Below are 21,074 nucleotides of genomic sequence, written 5' to 3' on the forward strand. Positions count from 1 at the left end.
CCACAGATCACGGGTCCGTTATAGGCGGCACTCAGGGGGAGTTTGATCATGTCTGATCTTTGGGGTGTTATTTGGAACATCGTGTTTGCCGGTGGGCTTTTGGTAACTTTGGGGACGATTTTCCCAGTCGCCAGAGAGATGAAAAATCACCCCAAAGGCTTGCGTGTGCTGTTCTTTGCCGAAATGTGGGAGCGCTTTTCCTATTACGGCATGCGCGGCCTGCTCACGGTCTATTTGGTGCAGCACTTTTTGTTTGACCAAGCTGACGCGCAAAAGACCTACTCCTCTTATACGACACTTGTTTATCTCTTGCCGCTGGTTGGTGGGGTGCTAGCAGACCGCTTCCTGGGAACACGTAAAGCCATCGCCTTTGGCGCTTTGGCGCTGGTGTTTGGTCACTTTGCGATGGGCTTTGAAGGCAAGCCCACCACCCAGACCCTGACCTATCAAGGTGCCACGTATGAATTTGTCACAGAAGGGCGCAACGAAGACTATGTTGCCAAGCTGAAGATTGGCGAACAAGCCTATGCTTATAGTGCTTCTGAAAAAGGCATTGAGATCAAGGACCTTCCTGCCACGGCTCCAGTTCCAGCCCTGTTGCCAGCTGGCAGCTATGAGTTGAAGAAGGTGAAGTCAGAAGGTCCGTTTGAAATCATCTTTTACATCGCTCTGTCTCTGATCATTTTGGGCGTTGGCTTTTTGAAGCCCAGTATTTCCTCCATTGTGGGGCAGCTCTATCCCGAAGGCGACCCACGCCGCGATCCGGGCTTTACCCTCTATTATTATGGTATCAATCTGGGAGCCTTTTGGGCCGCAATTCTGTGTGGGGCTTTAGGGACGGTTGTTGGCTGGTGGGCAGGCTTTGGCCTTGCCGGCGTCGGTATGCTGGCGGGCTATATTGCCTTTGTACGCGGTAAGGATAGCTTGGAAGGCAAGGGCGAGCCACCCGATCCCGAAGCGTTGAAGAAAAAGGTTTTGGGGCCCATCAATTTGGAGACCGCCATCTATATCGGGGCCATTGTCTCGGTTCCCGCCATCTGGTTCTTGGTGCAAAACAACCAATTGGTTGGCAACATGCTCGCCTTGGGCTCAGCCGCCGTGCTGATCTATATTGTCTATCATATGGTTACAGCGTGCAGCAAAGAAGAGGCCGGTCGTTTGATTTTAGCCTTGGTCTTGATCGCCGCATCGGTTGTATTCTGGACTTTGTTTGAACAAGCAGGCTCGTCGCTGTCGTTGTTTACCGCCACCAATGTAGCCTTGCCTGACAACGGCTTTGTCAGCATTAGCGCGCCCCAGACTCAAAGCTTCAATTCGGGCTTTATTCTGATCTTCGCCCCCGTGTTTGCATGGCTGTGGGTGAAGCTGGGCCAGCGCAATATGGACCCATCGGCACCGATGAAATTCGCCATTGCTTTGGTGCAGGTGGGCTTAGGATTCTTGATCCTCGTATGGGGTGCCAAATTTGCTGATGACCAAGCCCGTGTTCCAGTCATCTTCTTGGCACTGGCCTATCTCCTGCATACCACAGGGGAGCTGTGCTTAAGCCCAGTAGGCCTGAGCTGGATGACGAAATTATCTACGCCTAAGCTCCTCTCAACTCTGATGGCCACCTGGTTCTTGGCGAGCTCTGGCGCGCAATATCTGGGGGGCATCATCGCGCAATTGACCGCAACAGAGACCGTTGCCGGTCAAGTGACCGATCCTGCCAAGGCCCTAGCAACGTCGCTTGAAGTATTCAATGCGATTGGTCTTTGGTCGATTGGGATTGGCATGGTGATGGCTTTGGCATCACCGCTTCTAAAGAAGCTCGCTCACGGCGTAAGATAAAGCTGGGGTCTTCTGGTCAGAACGTGCCTTTGACCAGAAGATACCACGTCCCATCTTTAGAGCGTTCACGATATTGGGTCTGGCGCACCACCCCTGATCGACGGTCAGGGGTGAAGTCGGTTCGCAAACGGTTGAAAGTCGTCCCCAACGGATCTTCAACGCCGAATTCAAGGCTGAGATTCTTATAGGCCTTGGTCTCGATCCATGCGCCCCAGCTGTCGTTCGTGCCCCATTGAAAGGTTTGGTTCGGGCGATATTCCCGATTGTTATTGCCACGCCAATACCAAGCACCCATGCGCAACTTCTTCTTGGGAATTTCATAACTGATGTTGGTGTTGAAATTCTTGCCGTTCCAGCCAGAAAAAGGCCTGGCTTGGTTGGTGATCGGATCAACCAGCTCAGAATCGCGCCAGCGATAATTCCCTTCTAGCTCCAACCCTGTCAGGAGCGCAGACAAGGGGATGGTCCAAGTCACATTATAGCCCCAGCGCTCGGCTTCAGGCACATTACCCAATGCAACCCCACCATTTCGGGTGGGGACAAGGGTCAATTGCTCTTCAAACTTTTCTTGTACGAGCGAGGCATTGATTACCCCACGTTTCCCCCAACGTCGTTCGACGACGATTAGGCCCGACCAAATTTGTTCGGGCCTTAATTCCGGATTGCCACTATTCTGATTGCTGTCGCCAACAGAGGCAGAGTCCGCGAAGGCACCGAAATCTAACTGTCCCACCACCCGCTCGATTTCAATACGATAGGTCCAGCCATCTTGTGGCTTCCAAGCCGCTTTGACCCGTGGTTTGGGATAGAAGAAGGACCGTTTCTTGCCCGATGCCCCCGTCTGTTCAATCGTGGACCATTCGCCCGTCAATGTGGATTCCAGGGTGAGTTTGGGCGAAATCGTCCAAGAATCGCTTATGAAAGCTTCCTTGCGGTTCTCGGAAACTTCGGTGGATGAGATGTCTGATGGGCGGACCACAAAGATTGTGCCATTGCCTTCTGCATATTGCCCGTTGAAATCGAGGCGATTGAAAGCAACTTCCCCGCCTGTTTCGATTTGGTGGGCCCCGAACTTCCTTTTGAACGTGAGGCGTCCTACCCGTTCCTCATTGGTGGAACTGGCGATAAAGCGGCCAAAATTCTTTGCCTGTCCAACAGCATTAAAGCCTGCAAGGTCAGAGTTTTCGTCCTCAGTTGCCTTGGCAAGCAACGCGAGTTTTCCCGTCCATCCGGCTACATCGCGCTCTACGTCACCGCCAATCTCCCAGCGCTGGGTAGTGTTGGTTTCAAGGCCCTCATCGACCCGAAATGGCAGGGTAGCATTGGTGCGGAACGCCACATGTACCCAAGTGCGACGATATTTGCCTTCCATATAGCTACCATTAGCATTGAGCTTAGTTTCACCTAGTTTGCCATCGACCGCGAAGGTTGCTTGCGCATATTTTGAGCGGCGACGGTCATCATTCGGACCGCGCTCGGTAAAGACCCCAGCGGGCGACAAAATGCCTTCAAAGCCGATGAAGTCTTCGACGTTTTCAATCTCCGCATGCAGGCCAGTTGTTACATTGAAGCCAGCTATTTTTGATGTGTAAGAGGTGTCGAGCTTCGGCTTGATCCGGCCACTACCGACGCCTGTGGCTTGCACCTCCCATTTGCCGCTGGCCTTGTTATTCGCCTTGCGGACCACGTTAACAACGAGGCTTTTGCCCGGTGCTAGGGCACCTGCAGCGGCCCCTTCAAGCAGTTCGATACTTTCAACATTGCCCGCAGGGATCCGCGCGAGAATGGAGAAGAGACTTTCATTCTTGCTGGTTGGGCGTGAGCCATCGATCAGCACATTGCCAGCGGCTGCACCAAACCCACGCACTGACTCCCCATCGTCAATGTTAAAGCCGGGAATGCGAACCACCATGTCGGCAGCCGTTTGTGGGGTAATGTCGTTGAAATAGGCGGGCAGGAAGGTGCGCTTGCCATCAACAAGTTCCGGCAGCGCATTGGTGACGCTAGACGCTGGGGCTGTGGTCTCAGCCTTCTGCGCCAAGGCCGAACTCAAGCCCAGGCTGCTGCAAACAACAAAGGGTGCGAGCGCGAAAGCCAGCGCGCGGTAAGAGACCAAAGCCATGGGTGTTTCCCCGCCCAAAATAATGTGTGGCCCCTTCTATCTCTTACTTCGCCATCAAATACCCGTGAAAAGGCTGTCATGAAGTTTTTTTAATTGAATGGCTTATGTGATTGCGTGCGCTTTGCGGGGTGGGGTTACTTTCCCAAACGCCCGCTCCAGTCTAAGTCCTGTTCTATGAGGATCGCACGATTACTTGTTTGTTTATGGATTTCGGCCATTGGGCTTGGCCTGCAGGGTCTTGCGCCTGCGGGTGCGCAAGGAGCGGCTCCCAGTTCTGCTGGGCCGGGGTTAGGATTAGGCAATGGATTTGCCGATCTATCAACTCGGTTGCAGCCAGCGGTTGTTGCGATCCGTGCAAAGCGGTCATTGGTTGGCGCCCCCCGCGATGCCGTCCATGCTGCAGCAGGCGGGTCTTCATCTGGCTCGGGCTTTGTCATTGATCCGCGTGGCGTTATTGTAACCAATAATCATGTGATTGAAGGCAACGACCGGTTTGAGATCATCCTGGTAGATGGCACTGTTCTGCCGGCAACATTGGTCGGACGCGACAGCGAAACCGACCTTGCCGTCTTGCGGGCCACAGGCGCGCAACGCTTGGCCAGCGTGCCATGGGGAAATAGTGATTCAGCCCGCGTCGGGGATTGGGCGATTGCCATTGGTAGCCCATTCGGGCTTGGCAATTCCTTGTCTGTCGGCGTTATCTCAGCCCGAAATCGGGATCTGCAAGCCGGGCGCTACGACGATTTCTTGCAGACCGATGCAGCCATTAATCGCGGCAATTCGGGTGGGCCTTTATTCAATGCGCGTGGTGAAGTGATTGGCGTCAATACCGCCATTGTCTCACCTGGTGGGACCCAAGGTGGCTCGGTCGGCATCGGCTTTGCTGTTCCCTCGAATTTGGCGCGCAAGATTGTCGCCGACATTTTGCAATCAGGCAGCGTGCAGCGGGGTTGGATCGGCTTGCGGGCGCGTCTGTTGACGCCGGAGGAAGGTGGCACTGGCCAAAATGGAGTCGTCGTTGCCGATGTTGCGGCCAATTCGCCAGCGGCTAAAGCGGGTCTTCGGATGGGAGACCGGATATTGAAATGGGCGGGCCAGCCCGTCACCGACCCGCGCGCGTTGGCGCGGTTTGTCGCCGCCGCGCCAGCTGGGGCAAAGGTCAAGCTTGAGGGCTTCCGCGGTCGACAGGCCATCTTTGCCAATCTGACTGTCGGACGCGCGCCAAGTGAGGCGCGTGCGCCAACGGCGCAAGCCTCGCCCACGGTTTCTGTTTTAGGTCTTGTGCTGCGTTCAGCTGCACCGTCAGATCGTCCGAAGTTGCCTCCGGAAGTGCGGGTAGTAGTGTCGGCCCTCGACCCCTTTGGGCCCGGCAAGGATCAAGTACGCCCAGGCGATGGTCTGCTGGAAGTTCAAGGTCGTGCCATCGCTAGTCCACAGGAAGCACGCGCGGCCTTGCAAGCTGCAGCCCGCAAGCGGGATGCTGTGGTCATCCGTCTGTTTCGCGATGGAAAGCCTATCTATCGCGCGCTGCGTCCAACGCGTTAGTAACAGGCAGCAAAGCTAGACCTTTCAGCCCGCCTCGACTATCGCTTGGCGCGCGTAATCGCAGACTTGGAAACCTGGGGAATTCTGGATGGCAGACGGCCGCGACGATGTGCCTTATGACTGGAATAAGGTGATCAATCCGGATTCCACCAAAAAGCCTGCTAAACCTGCACATGGCAAGGGCGCAACCCCGCCCAAATTGCCCCGCTTCACGCTTAAACTCGATCTGTTCGGATGGTTGATGGCTGTAACAAGCCTCATCATTGTCGTCGGGATCTTGGTCCTCTTCTACATGTCTTGGCTCTTCCAAGCTGAAGGACAACGCGTCACGGCACAGGATCAGGGCCAGATTCCGATTACTGAAGACTTTGCGTCTGGACAGCCAAAGCCGGCCGACGTCTTGTTTCGGATTGGTGGTTCGTCCAGCATGGGACCGACCGTGATGATGGACCTCGTATCGGCTTGGATGCGCGTGAGAGGCTATTCGTCTGTCAAAGCAGAACAGGGCGACAGAGTCATTGAGGTCAAGGGTTCACGCGGTGGCAAGAATGCGCGCGTTCTCATTGCGCTGGCCTCTTCGCAAGGTGGATTTGAAGCATTGACCCAACAACGCCTTGAGGCCGTGATGTCTTTGCGACAAGTTTTGCCAACAGAGGCTGATCGCCTGTCGGCATTGGGCAATTTTACCAATGCATCGAGCGAAAAGATTGTTGGCCTTGATGCCAGCCTGGTCGTCGTCAATCGGAACAATCCACTCAATCGAATTGATACAGAAACCTTGAGCCGGATCCTGAGCGGGGAAATCACCGATTGGAATCAGGTCTCTAAAGAGGTTGAAGGCAAGATCGTCATCAAGCTTGAAAATCTCGGTGCGGATTTTGACTCAAGTCCAGCCGGGCGCTTGTTGGGCGACCGCGAACCGCCGGAAACCGTCACCTTCTTGGAAGGGCCTGTCGCGGTGGCCGATGCGGTAAGTCGCGATGAAAAGGCGATTGGGATTACGCGGCGTAGCACGGGTGGGGTGAAGACATTGGCGTTGAATGAACGTGGTGCCCGTTCAGTTGGTGCGGATGATTTTTCCATCTCGACAGAGACGTATCCTTTCACCGAGCGCCTGTTTGTTTATGTCGGCTCCTCAGGTGGCGACCCCAATGCGCGCGATTTTGCTGATTTTGCCACCTCGCCGCCGGGCCAAGAATTGGTGGCGCGTATGGGTGTTACCCCGTTGCGCTTAGGGGCGGTCAAGGTTCTGACCCCTCCAGATGCGCCAAGCGATTACCGGACCTTCGGTCGGTTCGCCGAGCGGATGAATTTCGACATCCGCTTCTATGATGGGGCCAATCAGCCCGACTCGCGTGCGGAAGAAGATCTCAAACGCTTTGTCGCCTTTATCAATAAGAACCAGATTGATAAGCGCCGAATCGCCGTTCTGGGCTTCGCTGACAATGTGGGGGCCCGGGCCACCAATATTGGGCTTGCCCAATCGCGGGCCGAAACGGTTGCTTTGGCTTTGCAAGGCTTAGGCGTGACACCCGGTGTCGTGCGCTCGTATGGCGACTCATTGCCGGTGGGCTCAAATTCTGACGAGCGTGGACGTATCCGCAATCGGCGGGTGGAGATTTGGCTGTGTGCGCCACCTGCTTGTCCGCTGATCAATCTGGGTGCTGAGGCCGAAACCGCAACGCGGGGGATTCCACAGGGTGTTCGTTTGGGCCCGCCGCGTCCTCCGGCGGAAGGTGAACCGGTGCCGAAGGGCTAATCGCCCTCCGGCAGTGACACTTCGATTAGTTCGCAGCAGACTGCGCTTTTGTAGGCAGGCTATTGATCCAAGCCGCCATGATCTGGGTAAGCTCAGGATTGTAAGGCGCGATGGTTACTGGTTTGCCAGCTTGATTGGCGGCCCGAACTTCTTCGCGGGTTGCCTGCAAATCAAAGCCATGACCCGTTAGAGGCAGGAAGCGATAGGTCGCTGTGCCGGGACGGTAGAAATTGACGACGTCAACAATGCGCTTGTGGTCGCGCTCATCAATGGCCGCAAAGTCTGCTTCACCATAGATGGCCAGAACCGGGGCCTTGGTATCGCGCCAAGCCGCAACTGTGTCTTGTGCAGCCACGCCCCGCCAATAGGCGAGATTGCGGCCCAAGATTAAGTCATCCCCGTCCCAAGCGAATGCAGCACGCAACATGGCTTCATGATTTGGGTTTTCATTCGCGATGGTCTTGAGGCTTACACTTTCATTGAAAATTCGCTGCATCAATGGCCTGAAGGCTTTGGCCGCTTGTTCGGCTTCGGCTGGATCGGCCCCCGCAGATAGAAAACCCTGCATGGCAAACAGCTCTTGCATATAGTCCTGCCAATTGCGCAGAGCGGTGCCAAAAACCATTACCCCGCGAGGGGCGGGCCCTTTGGCGGCAATCAGGGGGGCTTGTATCCCACCCATAGAGTGGCCCAAAATAATGATGCGATTAGGGTTGATACCTCGGTCCTTGATGAGGGCTTGGTAGCCCGCTTCAAAGCCTTCCATTTCCAAGGCAAAGTCAGTCTTAAGACAGGGCGTGTTCGTGACGCTGTCGCCCATGCCCAACTTTTCTATCCGGTAAGACCCGATGCCGGCTTCTGCCAACGTCTTTGCCAACAAATGATAGGGATGGGTGGCAGGCCCCTCGACGCTGCCGCAGCCATAGCCTTGCACCAAAAAGACAACGGGGGCTCCATCTGCTCCATTCTTCGGAGTCACCAAAATGTCGCGCAATCTGCCGTCTTTAAAGCTGACAGTGCCATAGCGGACATCGGCATTCGGGATGGCCTCCAAAGGACGGGGGGTGGCTTTGGCGGTGAGGCTTTTGGTTTCTGCGCCGCGCTTGATCGTCAGTGTGGTGGTGTCGCCGGCGCGCAACAAGCCTGCGGCTGCAACAAGTTCGGCACTGGTTTTAATGGCCTTGCCATTCAGGCTAAGGATGACGTCACCCGGTGCTACGCCCGCCAAAGCTGCCGTTAATTGCGGGGTGACGGTGGTCACTTTTGGACCTTCGCTGGTGTTTTCGAACGCCACCCCTAGAGCCGCGCGTCGGGTTAATTCTGCCGTGATCGGCGATGCGCTGTTTTGGCTTGCAACAGCAGTTCCACCAGCCAACACCCCAGCTAACATGGCTGAGGCCATTAAAATTCCTCGTGTCATCCGCACGTCCTCCTCTAAATCCCGCGCTCGTCCTAAGCGGGAAGGGGCGGATAACTCAAATGAATTCGAGGTAAGGTTTATGGGCTTCTAGACAGCGACGAAAGCACTGCGAGGGATGCCTTGAAAGAAGAGGGCGCTTTCCAAAGTTCCATGCTCAATGCGGGCAGGGGCTTGGGCTGCAACAATGGGCTTAGCACGATAGGCAATGCCTAGGCCTGCCGCCTCAATCATCATCAAATCATTTGCTCCATCCCCAATAGCAAGAGTTTGGGACAAATCGAGTTGAAGACGCGCCGCATCTTCTTTGAGGGCAGCAAGTTTAGCCTCCTTGCCCAAGATGGGCTGACCGACCTTCCCGGTCAGGCGGGTTCCATCATCTAGCAATTGATTGGCGCGATTGGTATGGAAGCCAGCACGCTCGGCAACATGGCTGGTAAAGAAGCTAAAGCCGCCTGAGACCAACGCACAATGGGACCCTAAATGTGCCATGGTCTTTACAAAGACTTCGGCACCGGGGTTCAGCGCCACACGGGCCTCATAGCAGGCTTGTAAGGCGGAAAGCTCTAAGCCCGCCAGCATGGCAACGCGCTCTGTGAGTGCGCCTTCAAAATCGAGCTCACCCGCCATTGCACGTTCGGTGATGGCCGAGACTTCAGCCTTCTTATGGGCAAAGTCGGCTAATTCATCGAGGCATTCGCAGCCAATAATGGTGGAATCCATGTCGGCGACCAACAGGCCCATGCGCATCGGCGGTCTGGAAGAAATATCGAGTGGCAGCCCGTCCAACCAAGAAATGGCTTCTTCCACATCGCCATCACTTGCCTCGATGTGGAGCGCTTCGCCGGCTTGAATCGTCCTTAAGGCAACTTCGCCCCACAGGGCTTCGATCCGCGCAACCGCTTCTTCAAGGACTTTTTCGCCAGTGGGGCTTACGAGGATCAAGGAAGGCAATTGAGACTCCATTCAACTTATTCGCATCAGACTATTGGCGGGGCACCGTAACTTGGGATAGAGGCAAGCGATGCAACGTGCCCTCCTTATTCTCGGCCCCACGGCTTCGGGCAAGACTGCCTATGCCATTGATGCTGCTATCGAGCAAAATGGTGAAGTCATCAACATGGACTCGATGCAAGTCTATTCAGATCTAGAGATTTTGACCGCAAGGCCCAGCGCGGCCGAAATGGGTGAGGTGCCGCATCATTTGTTTGGCCATGTTGACGGGGCGGTTGCCTATTCAACGGGGGCTTGGCTCGCTGAAGCGGAAGCTGCAATTGCAGAAATCCAAGCCCGCGGTCGTAAACCCATTCTAGTTGGGGGTACAGGCCTTTATGCCCATGCCCTCACGCGAGGCTTGGTGCCTACACCACCTGTCCCACCTGAAGTTCGCGCCTCAACCCGCCGCTTGGTTGGCGCTGATCCCCGTGCAGCCCATGCACGCCTCATGCAGGTTGATCCAAAAGCTGCGTGCAAGATTGAGCCCAAAGATGCCGTACGCATTGCGCGCGCCTTGGAGGTTTTTGAAGCAACAGGCAGGCCCTTATCTGAATGGCACCAGGACCCCCAACCCCCTATTCTGGCCGAGGGTACTTGGGAGGGCGTTGCCCTGATGCCAGAGCGCGATGTCCTTTATGCCCGTATTGAGGCGCGCTTCCAACGTATGATGGAAGAGGGTGGTTTGAACGAAGCCCACGCACTTTACCAGCGCCGGCTTGAGCCTGATTTGCCGGTGATGAAAGCCGTTGGCATGCCAGGCTTGATCGACTTCTTTGAAGAACAATGCGGCTATGAGGAAGCCATTTCACGCTCCATCCTCGATAGCCGCCATTATGCCAAGCGGCAGATGACGTGGATCCGTAACCGCGCCGCGGATTGGAAGATGATTTCAGTATGAGCGGGCCCGTGACCCTTAGTGTCGCTGCAGCCTATGATTTGTGGGCGTTAGACTATGATGGTTTTGACAATCCCATGGTCTTTGCAGCCGCTCATGCTCTTAGCCAAGCGTCCCTGTCTTTGACGCAAAAGACGTGTTTGGAATTTGGCTGCGGGACCGGACGCAATCTTGCAGCGCTAGCCGCCCGAGGGGCAACGCGGCTTGTTGGGTTTGACCTATCCTCAGCAATGCTAGTCCAGGCGACTAAACGCGATACAAGCTGGACATTGTTTCAGGCAGATGTGAGCGCTGCCATTGCTTTGCCGGATCAAAGTGCGGATTTTATTTTGTTTTCCTTGACCCTCGAACATGTGGCAGAATTGAAGTCGCCCCTGCGAGAGGCGCGCCGCCTCCTGCGAGCCGGCGGCACAATCAAGATTATTGAGATTCATCCTTTCATGTCGCTGCAGGGTATTTCTGCGCATTTTAAAGCTAAGGATGGCACCGAAGTCACTATGCCAGCCTTTGCCCATCCTTTTCAGGATTGGATGGCGGGCTTCACTGAAGCAGGTCTTCGTGTAGACGGTCTGAAAGAATGGCGGGCGTGTGATTTGGGTCCAGATGCGGCGCCTAAAATCTTGCGCCGCGGGCCGGATTGGCCGTGGCTGGTGGACTGGACTTTATCCCCGGCCTGAAGTGGCTTTGGCCATTGCGCTTTTGCCCGCATTGTCGCAACACACTCGCCAAAGGTTCGTGAAGGGCCGCAATCCAAAGCTCAAGGGGAAAGACATGTCGGGTCCATTAAGTGGCATCAAAGTCGTCGAATTTGAAGCAATTGGTCCAGGGCCTTTCTGCGGCATGTTGTTGTCTGACTTGGGTGCAGACGTCATCCGCATTGATGGCCCAAGGTCACGCTCCGGCGGCGGGGCCAAAGACGTCACCGGGCGCGGTCGTCGTTCAATCAGTCTGGACCTGAAAAATCCCGACGATGTTGAAACCTGCCTGAAGCTCTTGGAAAAGGCCGATGCCATGCTGGAAGGCTATCGCCCTGGGGTGCTGGAGAAATTAGGTCTTGGGCCCGATGTTGTTTTGACCCGTAATCCCAAGCTGGTTTATGGCCGCATGACAGGCTGGGGCCAGTTTGGGCCTTTGGCGAAAGCGGCGGGTCACGACCTCAATTATATCGCTTTGACGGGTGCGCTTTGGGCGACCGGTCGACAAGGGGAGCCGCCAGCCCCGCCGCTTAATCTGATTGGTGATTATGGTGGTGGCGCGCTTTATCTGGCCTTTGGCCTGTTGGCGGGGGTTATTCATGCCCGCGCCACCGGTGAAGGCCAAGTGATCGACGTGGCGATGACTGATGGGGCTGCTTCACTCACCTCCATGTTCTGGGGCATGCGCGCTAGCGGCATGTGGCAAGACGCGCGCGACGCCAATTTGCTCGACGGCGGCGCACATTTCTATGATTGCTATGAAACCAGCGATGGAAAATGGGTTTCGATAGGCTCGATAGAACCCCAATTCTACGCCCTCTTGCTGCAACAGGCGAAGATAACCGATCCCGCCTTCCAAAACCAGTTTGACCGCGCCAATTGGACCGCTTTGTCGGAAAAGATCGCAGCGATCTTCAAGACCAAAACGCGTGATGAATGGACGGCTATCATGGAAGGCACAGATGTGTGCTTTGCGCCCGTCTTGAGTTGGGAAGAGGCTGCTCAACATCCCCACAATGTCGCGCGCCAGACCTTTGTCGAGGTCGAAGGCGTTACCCAGCCCGCGCCCGCGCCACGTTTTTCAAAGACGCCGGGCACCATTCGCTCTGTCTCGCCAAAACCTGGCCAACACAGCCAAGATATCTTGGCCGATTGGGGTATTTCATCGTGAGCGCTTTAGAGGGCACGACCGGCCGCCGCCGTATCTATCTCATGCGCCACGGCCATGTAGATTATGGCTCGCGCGAAGTCGTCAAGTCACAAGATCCGACGATTGCCCGGTTGACACCTTTAGGAAAGGAGCAGGCCAAAGCTGCAGCGGCTGCCTTTGCCCATGTGCCCTTGGATATCGCTATTTGTTCGGGTCTACGCCGCACGCGCGAGACGGCCGAAATCGTGTTGTCGCAACATATGGCCCCGCCTGTCTTGGAAGATGAGCCGGGCTTAACGGAACTCCACTCTGGCAAGTTCATCCCCTTTGCTACCCGCGAGGAATTAAGTGCCTATCTGACGTTCACCTTTGAGCAAGCGGGCCAAGAAGGCGCGACTTTCTTTGAAGGCGGTGAGCTGTTCGCCGATGCCTATGCGCGCGCTGTCGCCTCGATTGAGGCTTTGCTGCATCGTCCGGGTTGGAGCAGCGCCTTGGTTGTCGCCCATGAAGGCATCAACCGGCTGTTACTGGGCTGGATGTGCGGAGCAGGGCCAGCGGCCTCACTACCATTTGAGCAGGATCTGGCCTGCGTGAATATTTTGGACTTTGATCTGGTGCCAGAAGAAGATGATAGCCCCATCAGCCGGATTGAGCGCCGCATCATCAAGGCAACCAATGTCACGCCTTATGGGTGGCTGAAAGCCGGCATGCACCAAACCAGCTTTGAGGCTATTTTCACCGCCCCAGAGCTGGAAGATGAGGTTGAGGAATAGGTGGGGGTCGGCGTGGGCTAGCCCCTCAATTCCCTTTCGAGCGAACCGCCGGCACGCCGCGTTCTAAGTAACGGATGGCTGTCAGCACATGGGTGCGCACACCAATGGGCAGGACGTCTTCATTGGTGTCGAAATTAGGCGCGTGATTGATGGTCCATTCTGATTCCGGCACGCCTGCTTTACTGGCTCCCAAATGATAGAAGACGCCAGGAATCACAGCTTGGTAGTCGGCAAAATCCTCTGCGCCGGTGACGGGCGGACGATTGATATTCACCTTGTCGGCACCAACCGCTTCAGCCAAAGCCGATTGGGTGGCGCGGGCTAAATTCGGGTCATTAAAGGTGACATTATTGCCGCCATAGGGGTCGCCGCTGTTGAAGGAGATTTTGGCTTCCGCGCCATAGGCAGACGCGAGAGTTAGGACTGTCTTTTCCATCTTATTCTTGACATCTTGGCGCTGAGCATTGTCGAAGGTGCGTAACGTTCCGCCCATCTCCAACGTGTCTGGAATGATGTTATAGCGCACGCCACCATGAACCATGGCGGTGGTGATGATGGTCGGTGTTGCCGTCACATCGACCGTGCGGGCTGCCAAGCGGTTGAAGTCTTGAATGATGGCTGCCTGTAGCGACATGATGTCGATCCCAGCCCAAGGCGCGGCACCATGGGTTTGCTTTCCCTTGATGAAGACTTGGAACTTATCGGAAGCCGCCATAAAACCGCCTGGACGATAGTGGATCGTACCAGGGGGGCCTGGAAACACATGCAGGCCGAAAATGGCGGACGGGGCCGGATTTTGCAGCGCACCCTCTTCGATCATCAGCGACGCACCGCCCTTTTCGCCCGGAGGTGCACCTTCTTCAGCTGGCTGGAAGATAAAGACAATGGTGCCGGGGATCCGGTCTTTCATTTTGGTAAGCACTTCAGCGGCCCCCATCAGCATGGCGGTATGGGCGTCGTGTCCACAAGCATGGGCGACGGGCACCTTATTGCCGAGATATTCCCCAACCGCTTTGGATGCAAAAGGAAGGCCTGTGGTTTCTAGGACCGGTAACGCATCCATATCCGCCCGCAGTGCGACGACCGGGCCCGGACGGCCACCACGTAAAATGGCGACAACGCCTGTTTTGGCGACATTTTCGCGCACTTCAAGGCCAAGCGATCTGAGATGGGCGGCAACCAAGGCACTCGTGCGAAACTCTCGATTCGAAAGCTCTGGATGTTCATGGATATCCCGACGCCACGCCACTACCTTTGGGGCCATCGCATCAGCGGCCGCATGAATCTCCGCTGCGGAAATGGGAGCGGGCGCTTTCGCTGCTGAAACCATGGAAACAGCCAAGAAGAGGCTCGCGATGCTGGTGGGGGTCAAGTTTCTCATCACAAGAACGTTATGTGGAACCAAGGGTCTGTCAACTGCGCCTGAAGCAACGGTTGCAAAGGCTCAACAGCCTTCTGGCTATCCCTCTGCCAAAACTTCGATAAACTAAGAGGCAACGCAGACTGTTTCAGGGAAATGGCCATGGCAATCGACTTTGCAGAAGCCGCGAATAAAGCCAAATTGATCAACCCGGCTCCGACTCTAAAAGGTGTCCACCACAGTGCGTTTCGTTGTCGCGATGCTGAAGAGACGCGCCAGTTCTATGAAGACATTCTAGGCCTTCCCCTCAAAGCTGCCTTAGTGTTTGAAGAAGAGCCGGGCTCAGGTCGGCCAATTCCCTACATGCATCTGTTCTTTGAATTGGGAGATGGCAATTATGTTGCCTTCTTTGACGTGCCCGAAGGGGCCCATAGCGGCAAGTTCAAAATGAAATGGGGCATGGATTTGCATTTCGCGATGGAAGCTGAAAACCACGCGGCCATGATGGCCTTTAAAGAACGGCTCGATCAGGCGGGCATCCCTTGCTTTGGCCCGATTGATCACCATTTCGTCCACTCCATCTACTTCTATGACCCCAATGGCATCAATGTCGAGATCACCTGCCGTGATCCGAAACATGATGAGATTATGGCTGAAGAATCCGCCAATGCTGCTGAAATCATCGCGGCTTGGACCGCTCGCACAGCCGCGCAGAAAGCCCTAAACGCGACGCAAAAGACCTAAAAACTTTGGCTAGGAGCCTTTATGTCCCTGATCTATCTGGTGCGTCACGCAGAGCCTGCCGCATTCTGGGGGGCTCATCCCAATCCAGGCTTGTCCGAGTTGGGCCGTCAGCAAGCTGGAGCGGCCGCCCAGACTCTTAAAGATGTAGGGGCGAGTTCGGTTTGGACATCTCCACTCGCGCGTTGTCAGGAAACGGCGCGTCCCACCGCCGTGGCTATTGGGACTGTGCCGCATATCGAATCGCGCGTTGCTGAAATTCCAGTCCCCGCCGATGTAGCTGATCACCGGGCTTGGCTGACCCAAGTGATGAGCGGATCCTGGCATGACGCCCATATCGATCACGGGCTGCGCGATTGGCGAGATCAAATCGGCCAAGCCTTGTTAGCGCTCAATGATGATACGCTGGTATTCTCGCACTTTGTCGCGATCAATGCAGCCGTGGGCCTTGCAACCAAGTCCGATACCGTGACCTGTTTTAAACCGGGCCATGCCTCGGTGACGATCTTGCGCAATTCAGGTGGGGTGTTGACGGTTGTGAGCTTAGGCGAAGAGGCACCCATCCGGCTGACCTGAGCTCAAGATCAGTCACAAGACCGCGAGATCACGGCAATGTGTCAAGTTTCATTGCCGCAGAGGTCCCGAGCATGCTAACTCCCCGGCCTTGCTGCGGTGTGCCTTGCCATTTGGGTTCGGCGTCCTTACCTGCAGCGCACCGATCAACCGCCTATTCCTCTGTTCCACAGAAACTTTGAGGTCCTTATGTTCCCCACCCCCGCTTATGCTCAAGCTGCCGGCGCTGCGGCCCCAGCAGGCCCAGAAGTCATTATGATGCAACTTTTGCCACTCGTGATGATTTTGGTGGTTTTCTATTTTCTTTTGATCCGCCCACAGCAAAAGCGCATGAAACAACATGCAGAGATGTTGGCTGCGATCCGTCGCGGCGACAGCGTCATCACCTCGGGTGGCATTATTGGTAAAGTGACCAAAGTTGCGGATGATGAATTAACCGTCGAAATCGCCCCCAATGTTGCGGTTCGTGTCATCAAGTCGACCGTAAGCCAAGTACAAGGCAAGGGCGAACCTGTCGTCGCCAATGACGCAAAATCCTAATTGAGATCAGTGCAGCCCCATCCAAAAAGGGTCTGCTTCTGCCGAAGGGCTAGATAGACGTGTTACATGTTGCGCGCTGGCGGGTTCTCGCCGTTATCATCGTTTCTCTCTTGGGCTTGATTTACGCCCTGCCGAATGCGCTGCCGCAATCGGTCCGCGACTCGATGCCGAGCTTCCTGCCGAGCAAAACGGTTAATCTCGGTCTAGACCTTCAAGGCGGTTCCTATTTGATGTTCGAGGTGGAGAGCCAAGTGGTCTACAAGGCCCGCTTGGAGGCTGTCGCAGACGACCTTTCGCGGGAATTGCGCGGCCAGCGCCGTCCAGGTGAATTGGGTTCAGCCAAGACCCCCATCTTGTTCGCCGGGCGCGGTTTGACCCCAGATGGTCAAGTCGCGCGCGTGACGATCCAGAACCCTGCCGATATTCCTGAAGCGATCAAGCGCATCGAATCTTTAGCTTCCCCCGTAATCGGCTTAACCGGCCCAACCGGCCGGACCGATTTGGACGTCAAAGCCGTGCCAGGCAATGTGATCGAAATCCGTCTCACCGAAGAAGCAAAAACCTCGATGACCCGCCGCGCGGTGAGCCAATCGATCGAAGTTATCCGTCGCCGAATTGACGAGACCGGCACAAAAGAGCCCGCCATCACGCGACAAGGCGTTGACCGGATTGTGGTGCAAGCCCCAGGGGAAAGCGATCCTGAAAAGCTTAAGCGCTTGGTTGGCCAAACCGCCCGACTGACCTTCCAAATGGTCGATGAAACCGTCTCGCCTGCGGAAGCAGCAGCTGGCCGGATTCCGCCGGGATCTATCTTGCTGGAGCAACCGGGCGAACCGCGTGAACCCCAAGTTTTGGTTCGTCGCCGCGCTCTCGTAACTGGCGATAACCTCACCAAAGCAGACCCTGGCTTTGACCAGCAGACCGGTGAGCCCGCGGTTACATTCCAGTTTGATGGCGCAGGTGCACGGGCCTTTGCGCGCGCTTCTACCGAGAATGTCGGCAAGCGCTTTGCTATTGTACTGGATGATAAAGTTCTGTCCGCGCCGACCATTCGCGAGCCTATCTTAGGAGGCAATGGCCAGATTTCGGGCAGCTTCACCATTGAAAGCGCCAACGAATTGGCGACCTTGCTGCGTGCGGGGGCATTGCCCGCGCCGTTGAAAGTCATGGAACAGCGTACCGTTGGTCCTGAACTTGGACGCGATTCCATCAATGCGGGCGCGACTGCTGGTATCATCGCCATGTTCTTGATTGTCGCCTTTATGATCTTAGCCTATGGCCTCATTTTCGGCGGGATCGCTATTCTGGCGCTTGCCGTCAATTTGATCTTGATCTTGGCAGCCATGACCATGGTGGGAGCTACCCTGACCTTGCCAGGTATCGCCGGGCTTATCTTGACCATTGGTGCGGCCGTCGACGCCAACGTGCTGATTTATGAACGCATGCGAGAAGAGGAATTGGCGGGCCGATCTACGGCCTTAGCGATTGATGCCGGCTTTAAACGAGCCATTGTGACTGTTATGGATGCCAACGTCACAGCCCTCTTGACCGCATTGATCCTGTTCTACTTTGGTGCAGGCCCCGTGCGCGGCTTTGCCTGGACCCTTTCTATCGGCGTGATCACGTCGCTCTTTACTGCCATCCTGATGACGCAGGTTCTGGTTGCTGCCTGGTATCGGCAGACCAAACCCAAGCGCCTGCCGATCTGAGGAATACGAACATGAAGTGGCCCTTTATCAAGCTCATCCCCAAGAATACCAAGTTCGGGTTTGTTCGTTTTTCTATGCCGGCAGCTATCGTCTCGGTGGTTCTGTGTATCGCCTCGCTGGTATCTTGTTTCACTCTCGGGTTGAATTTCGGGATCGACTTTAGAGGCGGCACAGTGGTTGAGGCAGTTTGGGATAAGCCAATCAATTTGGCTCAAGTTCGCGAACGCGTAGGCAATATGAATTTGCGCGACGTCGGCGTGCAAGACTTCCAAGAGCCGAACCAAGCCATGATCCGCTTCTTGCCACCTGAAGGGGCAGACGCTTCGGCGACAGTTGACGCAGTGAAGGCCGAATTACGCGCGATTATGCCGGGCGTTAAGTTCCCGCGTGTAGAAGTCGTGGGCCCTAAGGTTTCTGAAGAATTGGGCGTCAATGGCGCTTTGGCGCTTGGCATCGCGATTTTGCTGGTTGTTCTTTATATCTGGACGCGGTTTGAATTGCAGATGGGCTTTGGTTCCATTGTGGCGTTGGCGCACGATATCATTCTCACCCTTGGCTTTATGTCGATCACCCAGCTCGACTTTTCGCTGACAACGATTGCCGCTTTGTTGACGATCATTGGCTATTCGATGAACGACACCGTCGTGGTGTTTGATCGCATGCGTGAAAACATGCGGAAATATAAGAAGATGCCTTTGGGTGCCATTATTGACCTGTCGACCAATGAAACCTTGTCGCGCACCATCATCACCGCTTTGACCACCTTCCTCGCCCTGTTGGGTCTGACTGTAGTGGGCGGTGAAACCATGCAGGTGTTTACGGTCACCATGCTGTTTGGCGTCTTCATCGGTACCTATTCGTCGATCTATGTTGCCGCACCCGTGCTGATCCTATGGCCGCCCAAACGCGGCGCTGAAAAGGCAGCAGCCAGAACCGAAGCTGACGCGCGGCCCTAGGCACGATGCAATTAGTACCCGCAACTGGCAAAGGCCGCCCGCTCATTACGGCTTATGGCGCGGGTGGCTTTCGCTTTGGTCTGGAGACAGGCGATGTGCGGCTTGAGGGTTCAGTCCTGATCTTAGCGGATAGTCCTTCTGCCTGGGGCCCTCTCACCATGACGGACCTGATGGCTGGGACTTTGGCCGACCATGTGGCACCAATCTTGGCGCTCAAGGGTGAGATTGAATTCTTGTTATTGGGCACCGGCCCTGATCTGGTACCCCCACCCTCTGGTTTGCGCAATCTGTTGAAGGGGGCAGGCATCGGCCTGGAGCTTATGGCAACCCCTGCGGCTTGTCGGACCTATAATCACTTAGCGACCGAGGGCCGTCACTTTGCAGTGGCAATGTTACCTGTCACGTGACATAGCGCGGAAATAGGCTACATAGAGGCTAATCGAGGCAACCGTACTTAAAGGGGAAACTATGGGCGCGCTTCTCTCTAACTTCAGAAACACATTCATTGTCAGTGTGGTGCTGGCAATTGTTTTGATTGCTGTCTTTGCCGGTCAACCCAATAACACAACCGGCAATATGCACGAATTGATGGGCCACGCAGCGATGCGCTGGCTGCACGTCTTCTTCGGCATTTTGTGGATCGGGCTGCTTTATTACTTCAACTTCGTACAGATCCGCACCATGCCAAAAATCCCAGATGAGCTGAAGCCAGCTATCGGTAAGTTCATCGCGCCTGAAGCATTGTTTTGGTTCCGTTGGGCTGCTGTTGGCACCTTGGTTACGGGTATTCTGGTTGCTTGGGCCCGTGGCTATCTGGTTCAAGCCATGACGCTCAACGCTGCGAATGGCTTCGCGCTCGATGATGGTCATGTTTTCATTGGCGTCGGTATGTGGCTTGCCATCATCATGTTCCTCAATGTGTGGCTCGTGATCTGGCCAAACCAGAAAATCGCTTTGGGCTTGGTTGAAGCGCCAGCTGAAGCCAAGCCAAAGGCTGCACGTACCGCCATGTTGTTCTCGCGCACCAATCTTTTGTTGTCGCTGCCTATGCTGGTGGCCATGACGATGCGCCAAACCATGTGGGGTTAAGTCCGTTTCCATTCTGAGAAAGCGGCCCGCCCTCGTGCGGGCCGCTTTTGTATGAGAGCTGCTATGATCCCTCTTAGTCCTGACATGGTTGAACAAGCCGCCCAAGTCGCTCCAGACCAGACTTTGGCAACAAGCTTCCTGGCACCAGAGGCGCGGGCCGGGATGATCGCGCTGATCTTGTTTACATATGAAGTCGCCCGTGCCCGCCAAGCTGTCTCAGAACCCATGTTGGCAGCCATAAGACTACAATGGTGGCGGGAGGCGTTGGACGAGATTTATACCGGCAAGACCTTACGTGCTCAGCCGACGGCGCAAGCGCTATCTGCTACGATCCATATGTTTGATCTGCCTCGAGCGCGGCTGGATGCCCTTGTGGATGGGTTTGGTATTGAGCAAGACGACGTGCCCTTTCAAACTTGGGCGGAACTGGCTGAACATGGCGATCAGACCCATGGCAATTTCAATCGCCTCGCCCTCTTGATCGCGGGTGCCCCGGCTATTTCCGCTGCGTTGGACGAGGCAGCTCGTCAGGCAGGTATTCTATGGCGCATCTGTGATCTGATGGCCCAGTGGCCGCGCTGGACCCATCGCCGTCAGTTGTGGCTACCTGTGGAAGCGCAAGTGGGCCTAGACCTTGAAGCTGTTTTCGCGGGAAAGAGCAGCCTTGAACTTACCCGTGTCTTGCGAGAGGCCTATTACGCTGTCGCGTTGGCCCACAAAGCCACCAACCAAGCTTGCCGGAAAGCCGTTTTCGGGCAAGCGTTCCCTGCTATTGCTTACGCTACGCTCGGCTTACCCTATGCGAAAGCGTTTCAAACGCTGAATGACCCGTTTCGCCAAGTCGCGAGCTTAAGCTTGCTCGAACGCCAGTTGCGCCTTGTTTGGTCGGTTGCCCGCCAACGGGTCTGAAAGTGCCTCGGCCCA

At 55.6% G+C, this 21,074-nt stretch carries 19 protein-coding genes; 15 read left to right on the top strand and 4 right to left on the bottom strand.

What is annotated here, in order from left to right:
• Positions 1-48: 48 nt before the first annotated feature.
• Positions 49-1,830: a peptide MFS transporter gene (locus tag B7364_RS01980; RefSeq protein ID WP_085338265.1), complete on the top strand. Its 1,782-nt coding sequence runs from the start codon at positions 49-51 to the stop codon at positions 1,828-1,830.
• 16 nt (positions 1,831-1,846) lie between these two features.
• On the opposite strand, the gene B7364_RS01985 is transcribed toward B7364_RS01980, so the two are convergent.
• Positions 1,847-3,952 carry a TonB-dependent receptor plug domain-containing protein gene (locus B7364_RS01985; protein ID WP_085338266.1) on the bottom strand — a complete coding sequence of 702 codons (2,106 nt, stop codon included), beginning with the start codon at positions 3,950-3,952 and terminating at the stop codon, positions 1,847-1,849.
• A gap of 174 nt (positions 3,953-4,126) precedes the next feature.
• Between B7364_RS01985 and B7364_RS01990 the strand changes: the two genes are divergently transcribed.
• Positions 4,127-5,497 carry a S1C family serine protease gene (locus tag B7364_RS01990; RefSeq protein ID WP_085338267.1) on the top strand — a complete coding sequence of 457 codons (1,371 nt, stop codon included), beginning with the start codon at positions 4,127-4,129 and terminating at the stop codon, positions 5,495-5,497.
• 88 nt (positions 5,498-5,585) lie between these two features.
• Positions 5,586-7,256 (top strand): phosphate ABC transporter substrate-binding/OmpA family protein, encoded by a 1,671-nt coding sequence (locus B7364_RS01995; protein WP_085338268.1) that lies wholly within the window; start codon positions 5,586-5,588, stop codon positions 7,254-7,256.
• 25 nt (positions 7,257-7,281) lie between these two features.
• On the opposite strand, the gene B7364_RS02000 is transcribed toward B7364_RS01995, so the two are convergent.
• Together B7364_RS02000 and serB are read right to left on the bottom strand one after the other, a co-directional pair.
• Positions 7,282-8,676 (bottom strand): alpha/beta fold hydrolase, encoded by a 1,395-nt coding sequence (locus tag B7364_RS02000; protein WP_085338269.1) that lies wholly within the window; start codon positions 8,674-8,676, stop codon positions 7,282-7,284.
• Positions 8,677-8,763: 87 nt separating this feature from the next.
• Positions 8,764-9,627 (bottom strand): phosphoserine phosphatase SerB, encoded by an 864-nt coding sequence (serB, locus tag B7364_RS02005; RefSeq protein WP_085338303.1) that lies wholly within the window; start codon positions 9,625-9,627, stop codon positions 8,764-8,766.
• Positions 9,628-9,697: 70 nt separating this feature from the next.
• Between serB and miaA the strand changes: the two genes are divergently transcribed.
• The 4 genes from miaA to B7364_RS02025 all read left to right on the top strand — a co-directional run bounded on the left by miaA (position 9,698) and on the right by B7364_RS02025 (position 13,182).
• Positions 9,698-10,567, top strand: coding sequence for a tRNA (adenosine(37)-N6)-dimethylallyltransferase MiaA (miaA, locus tag B7364_RS02010; protein WP_085338270.1), 870 nt, complete (start codon positions 9,698-9,700; stop codon positions 10,565-10,567).
• Positions 10,564-11,241: a class I SAM-dependent methyltransferase gene (locus tag B7364_RS02015; RefSeq protein WP_085338271.1), complete on the top strand. Its 678-nt coding sequence runs from the start codon at positions 10,564-10,566 to the stop codon at positions 11,239-11,241. The genes miaA and B7364_RS02015 overlap by 4 nt, the downstream gene beginning before the upstream one ends.
• Before the next feature lie 94 nt (positions 11,242-11,335).
• Positions 11,336-12,430 carry a CaiB/BaiF CoA transferase family protein gene (locus tag B7364_RS02020; RefSeq protein WP_085338304.1) on the top strand — a complete coding sequence of 365 codons (1,095 nt, stop codon included), beginning with the start codon at positions 11,336-11,338 and terminating at the stop codon, positions 12,428-12,430.
• Positions 12,427-13,182 (top strand): histidine phosphatase family protein, encoded by a 756-nt coding sequence (locus B7364_RS02025; protein WP_085338272.1) that lies wholly within the window; start codon positions 12,427-12,429, stop codon positions 13,180-13,182. The genes B7364_RS02020 and B7364_RS02025 overlap by 4 nt, the downstream gene beginning before the upstream one ends.
• Before the next feature lie 25 nt (positions 13,183-13,207).
• Here the strand turns inward: B7364_RS02025 and B7364_RS02030 are convergent, their stop codons facing one another.
• Entirely contained in the window at positions 13,208-14,563 is a 1,356-nt protein-coding gene (locus B7364_RS02030) for an amidohydrolase (protein WP_085338273.1), read from the bottom strand.
• Between the two features lie 141 nt (positions 14,564-14,704).
• Here B7364_RS02030 and B7364_RS02035 point away from each other — a divergent pair, with 141 nt between their 5' ends.
• The 8 genes from B7364_RS02035 (at position 14,705) to B7364_RS02070 (ending at position 21,059) form a co-directional block, all read left to right on the top strand.
• Positions 14,705-15,286, top strand: a complete 582-nt coding sequence (locus B7364_RS02035) for a VOC family protein (protein ID WP_085338305.1) — start codon at positions 14,705-14,707, stop codon at positions 15,284-15,286.
• Between the two features lie 21 nt (positions 15,287-15,307).
• A complete protein-coding gene (locus tag B7364_RS02040; RefSeq protein ID WP_085338274.1) occupies positions 15,308-15,859 on the top strand; it encodes a histidine phosphatase family protein in 552 nt (183 codons plus the stop codon).
• A 186-nt stretch (positions 15,860-16,045) separates the two neighbouring features.
• Entirely contained in the window at positions 16,046-16,396 is a 351-nt protein-coding gene (gene yajC, locus B7364_RS02045) for a preprotein translocase subunit YajC (RefSeq protein ID WP_085338275.1), read from the top strand.
• Between the two features lie 59 nt (positions 16,397-16,455).
• Positions 16,456-18,105: a protein translocase subunit SecD gene (secD, locus tag B7364_RS02050; RefSeq protein WP_085338276.1), complete on the top strand. Its 1,650-nt coding sequence runs from the start codon at positions 16,456-16,458 to the stop codon at positions 18,103-18,105.
• An 11-nt stretch (positions 18,106-18,116) separates the two neighbouring features.
• The gene (gene secF / locus B7364_RS02055; RefSeq protein WP_085338277.1) at positions 18,117-19,061 is read left to right on the top strand and encodes a protein translocase subunit SecF; all 945 of its coding nucleotides are present in this window, start codon (positions 18,117-18,119) and stop codon (positions 19,059-19,061) included.
• Between the two features lie 5 nt (positions 19,062-19,066).
• The gene (locus B7364_RS02060) at positions 19,067-19,468 is read left to right on the top strand and encodes an Mth938-like domain-containing protein (protein ID WP_085338278.1); all 402 of its coding nucleotides are present in this window, start codon (positions 19,067-19,069) and stop codon (positions 19,466-19,468) included.
• 61 nt (positions 19,469-19,529) lie between these two features.
• On the top strand, positions 19,530-20,150 hold the full coding sequence (locus tag B7364_RS02065; protein WP_085338279.1) for a urate hydroxylase PuuD: 621 nt from the start codon (positions 19,530-19,532) through the stop codon (positions 20,148-20,150).
• A gap of 63 nt (positions 20,151-20,213) precedes the next feature.
• Positions 20,214-21,059 (top strand): squalene/phytoene synthase family protein, encoded by an 846-nt coding sequence (locus B7364_RS02070; protein ID WP_157893428.1) that lies wholly within the window; start codon positions 20,214-20,216, stop codon positions 21,057-21,059.
• The last annotated feature ends 15 nt before the right edge of the window (positions 21,060-21,074 follow it).

The sequence above is a fragment of the Aquidulcibacter paucihalophilus genome, from assembly GCF_002105465.1.
Taxonomy (GTDB): Bacteria; Pseudomonadota; Alphaproteobacteria; order Caulobacterales; family Aquidulcibacteraceae; genus Aquidulcibacter; species Aquidulcibacter paucihalophilus.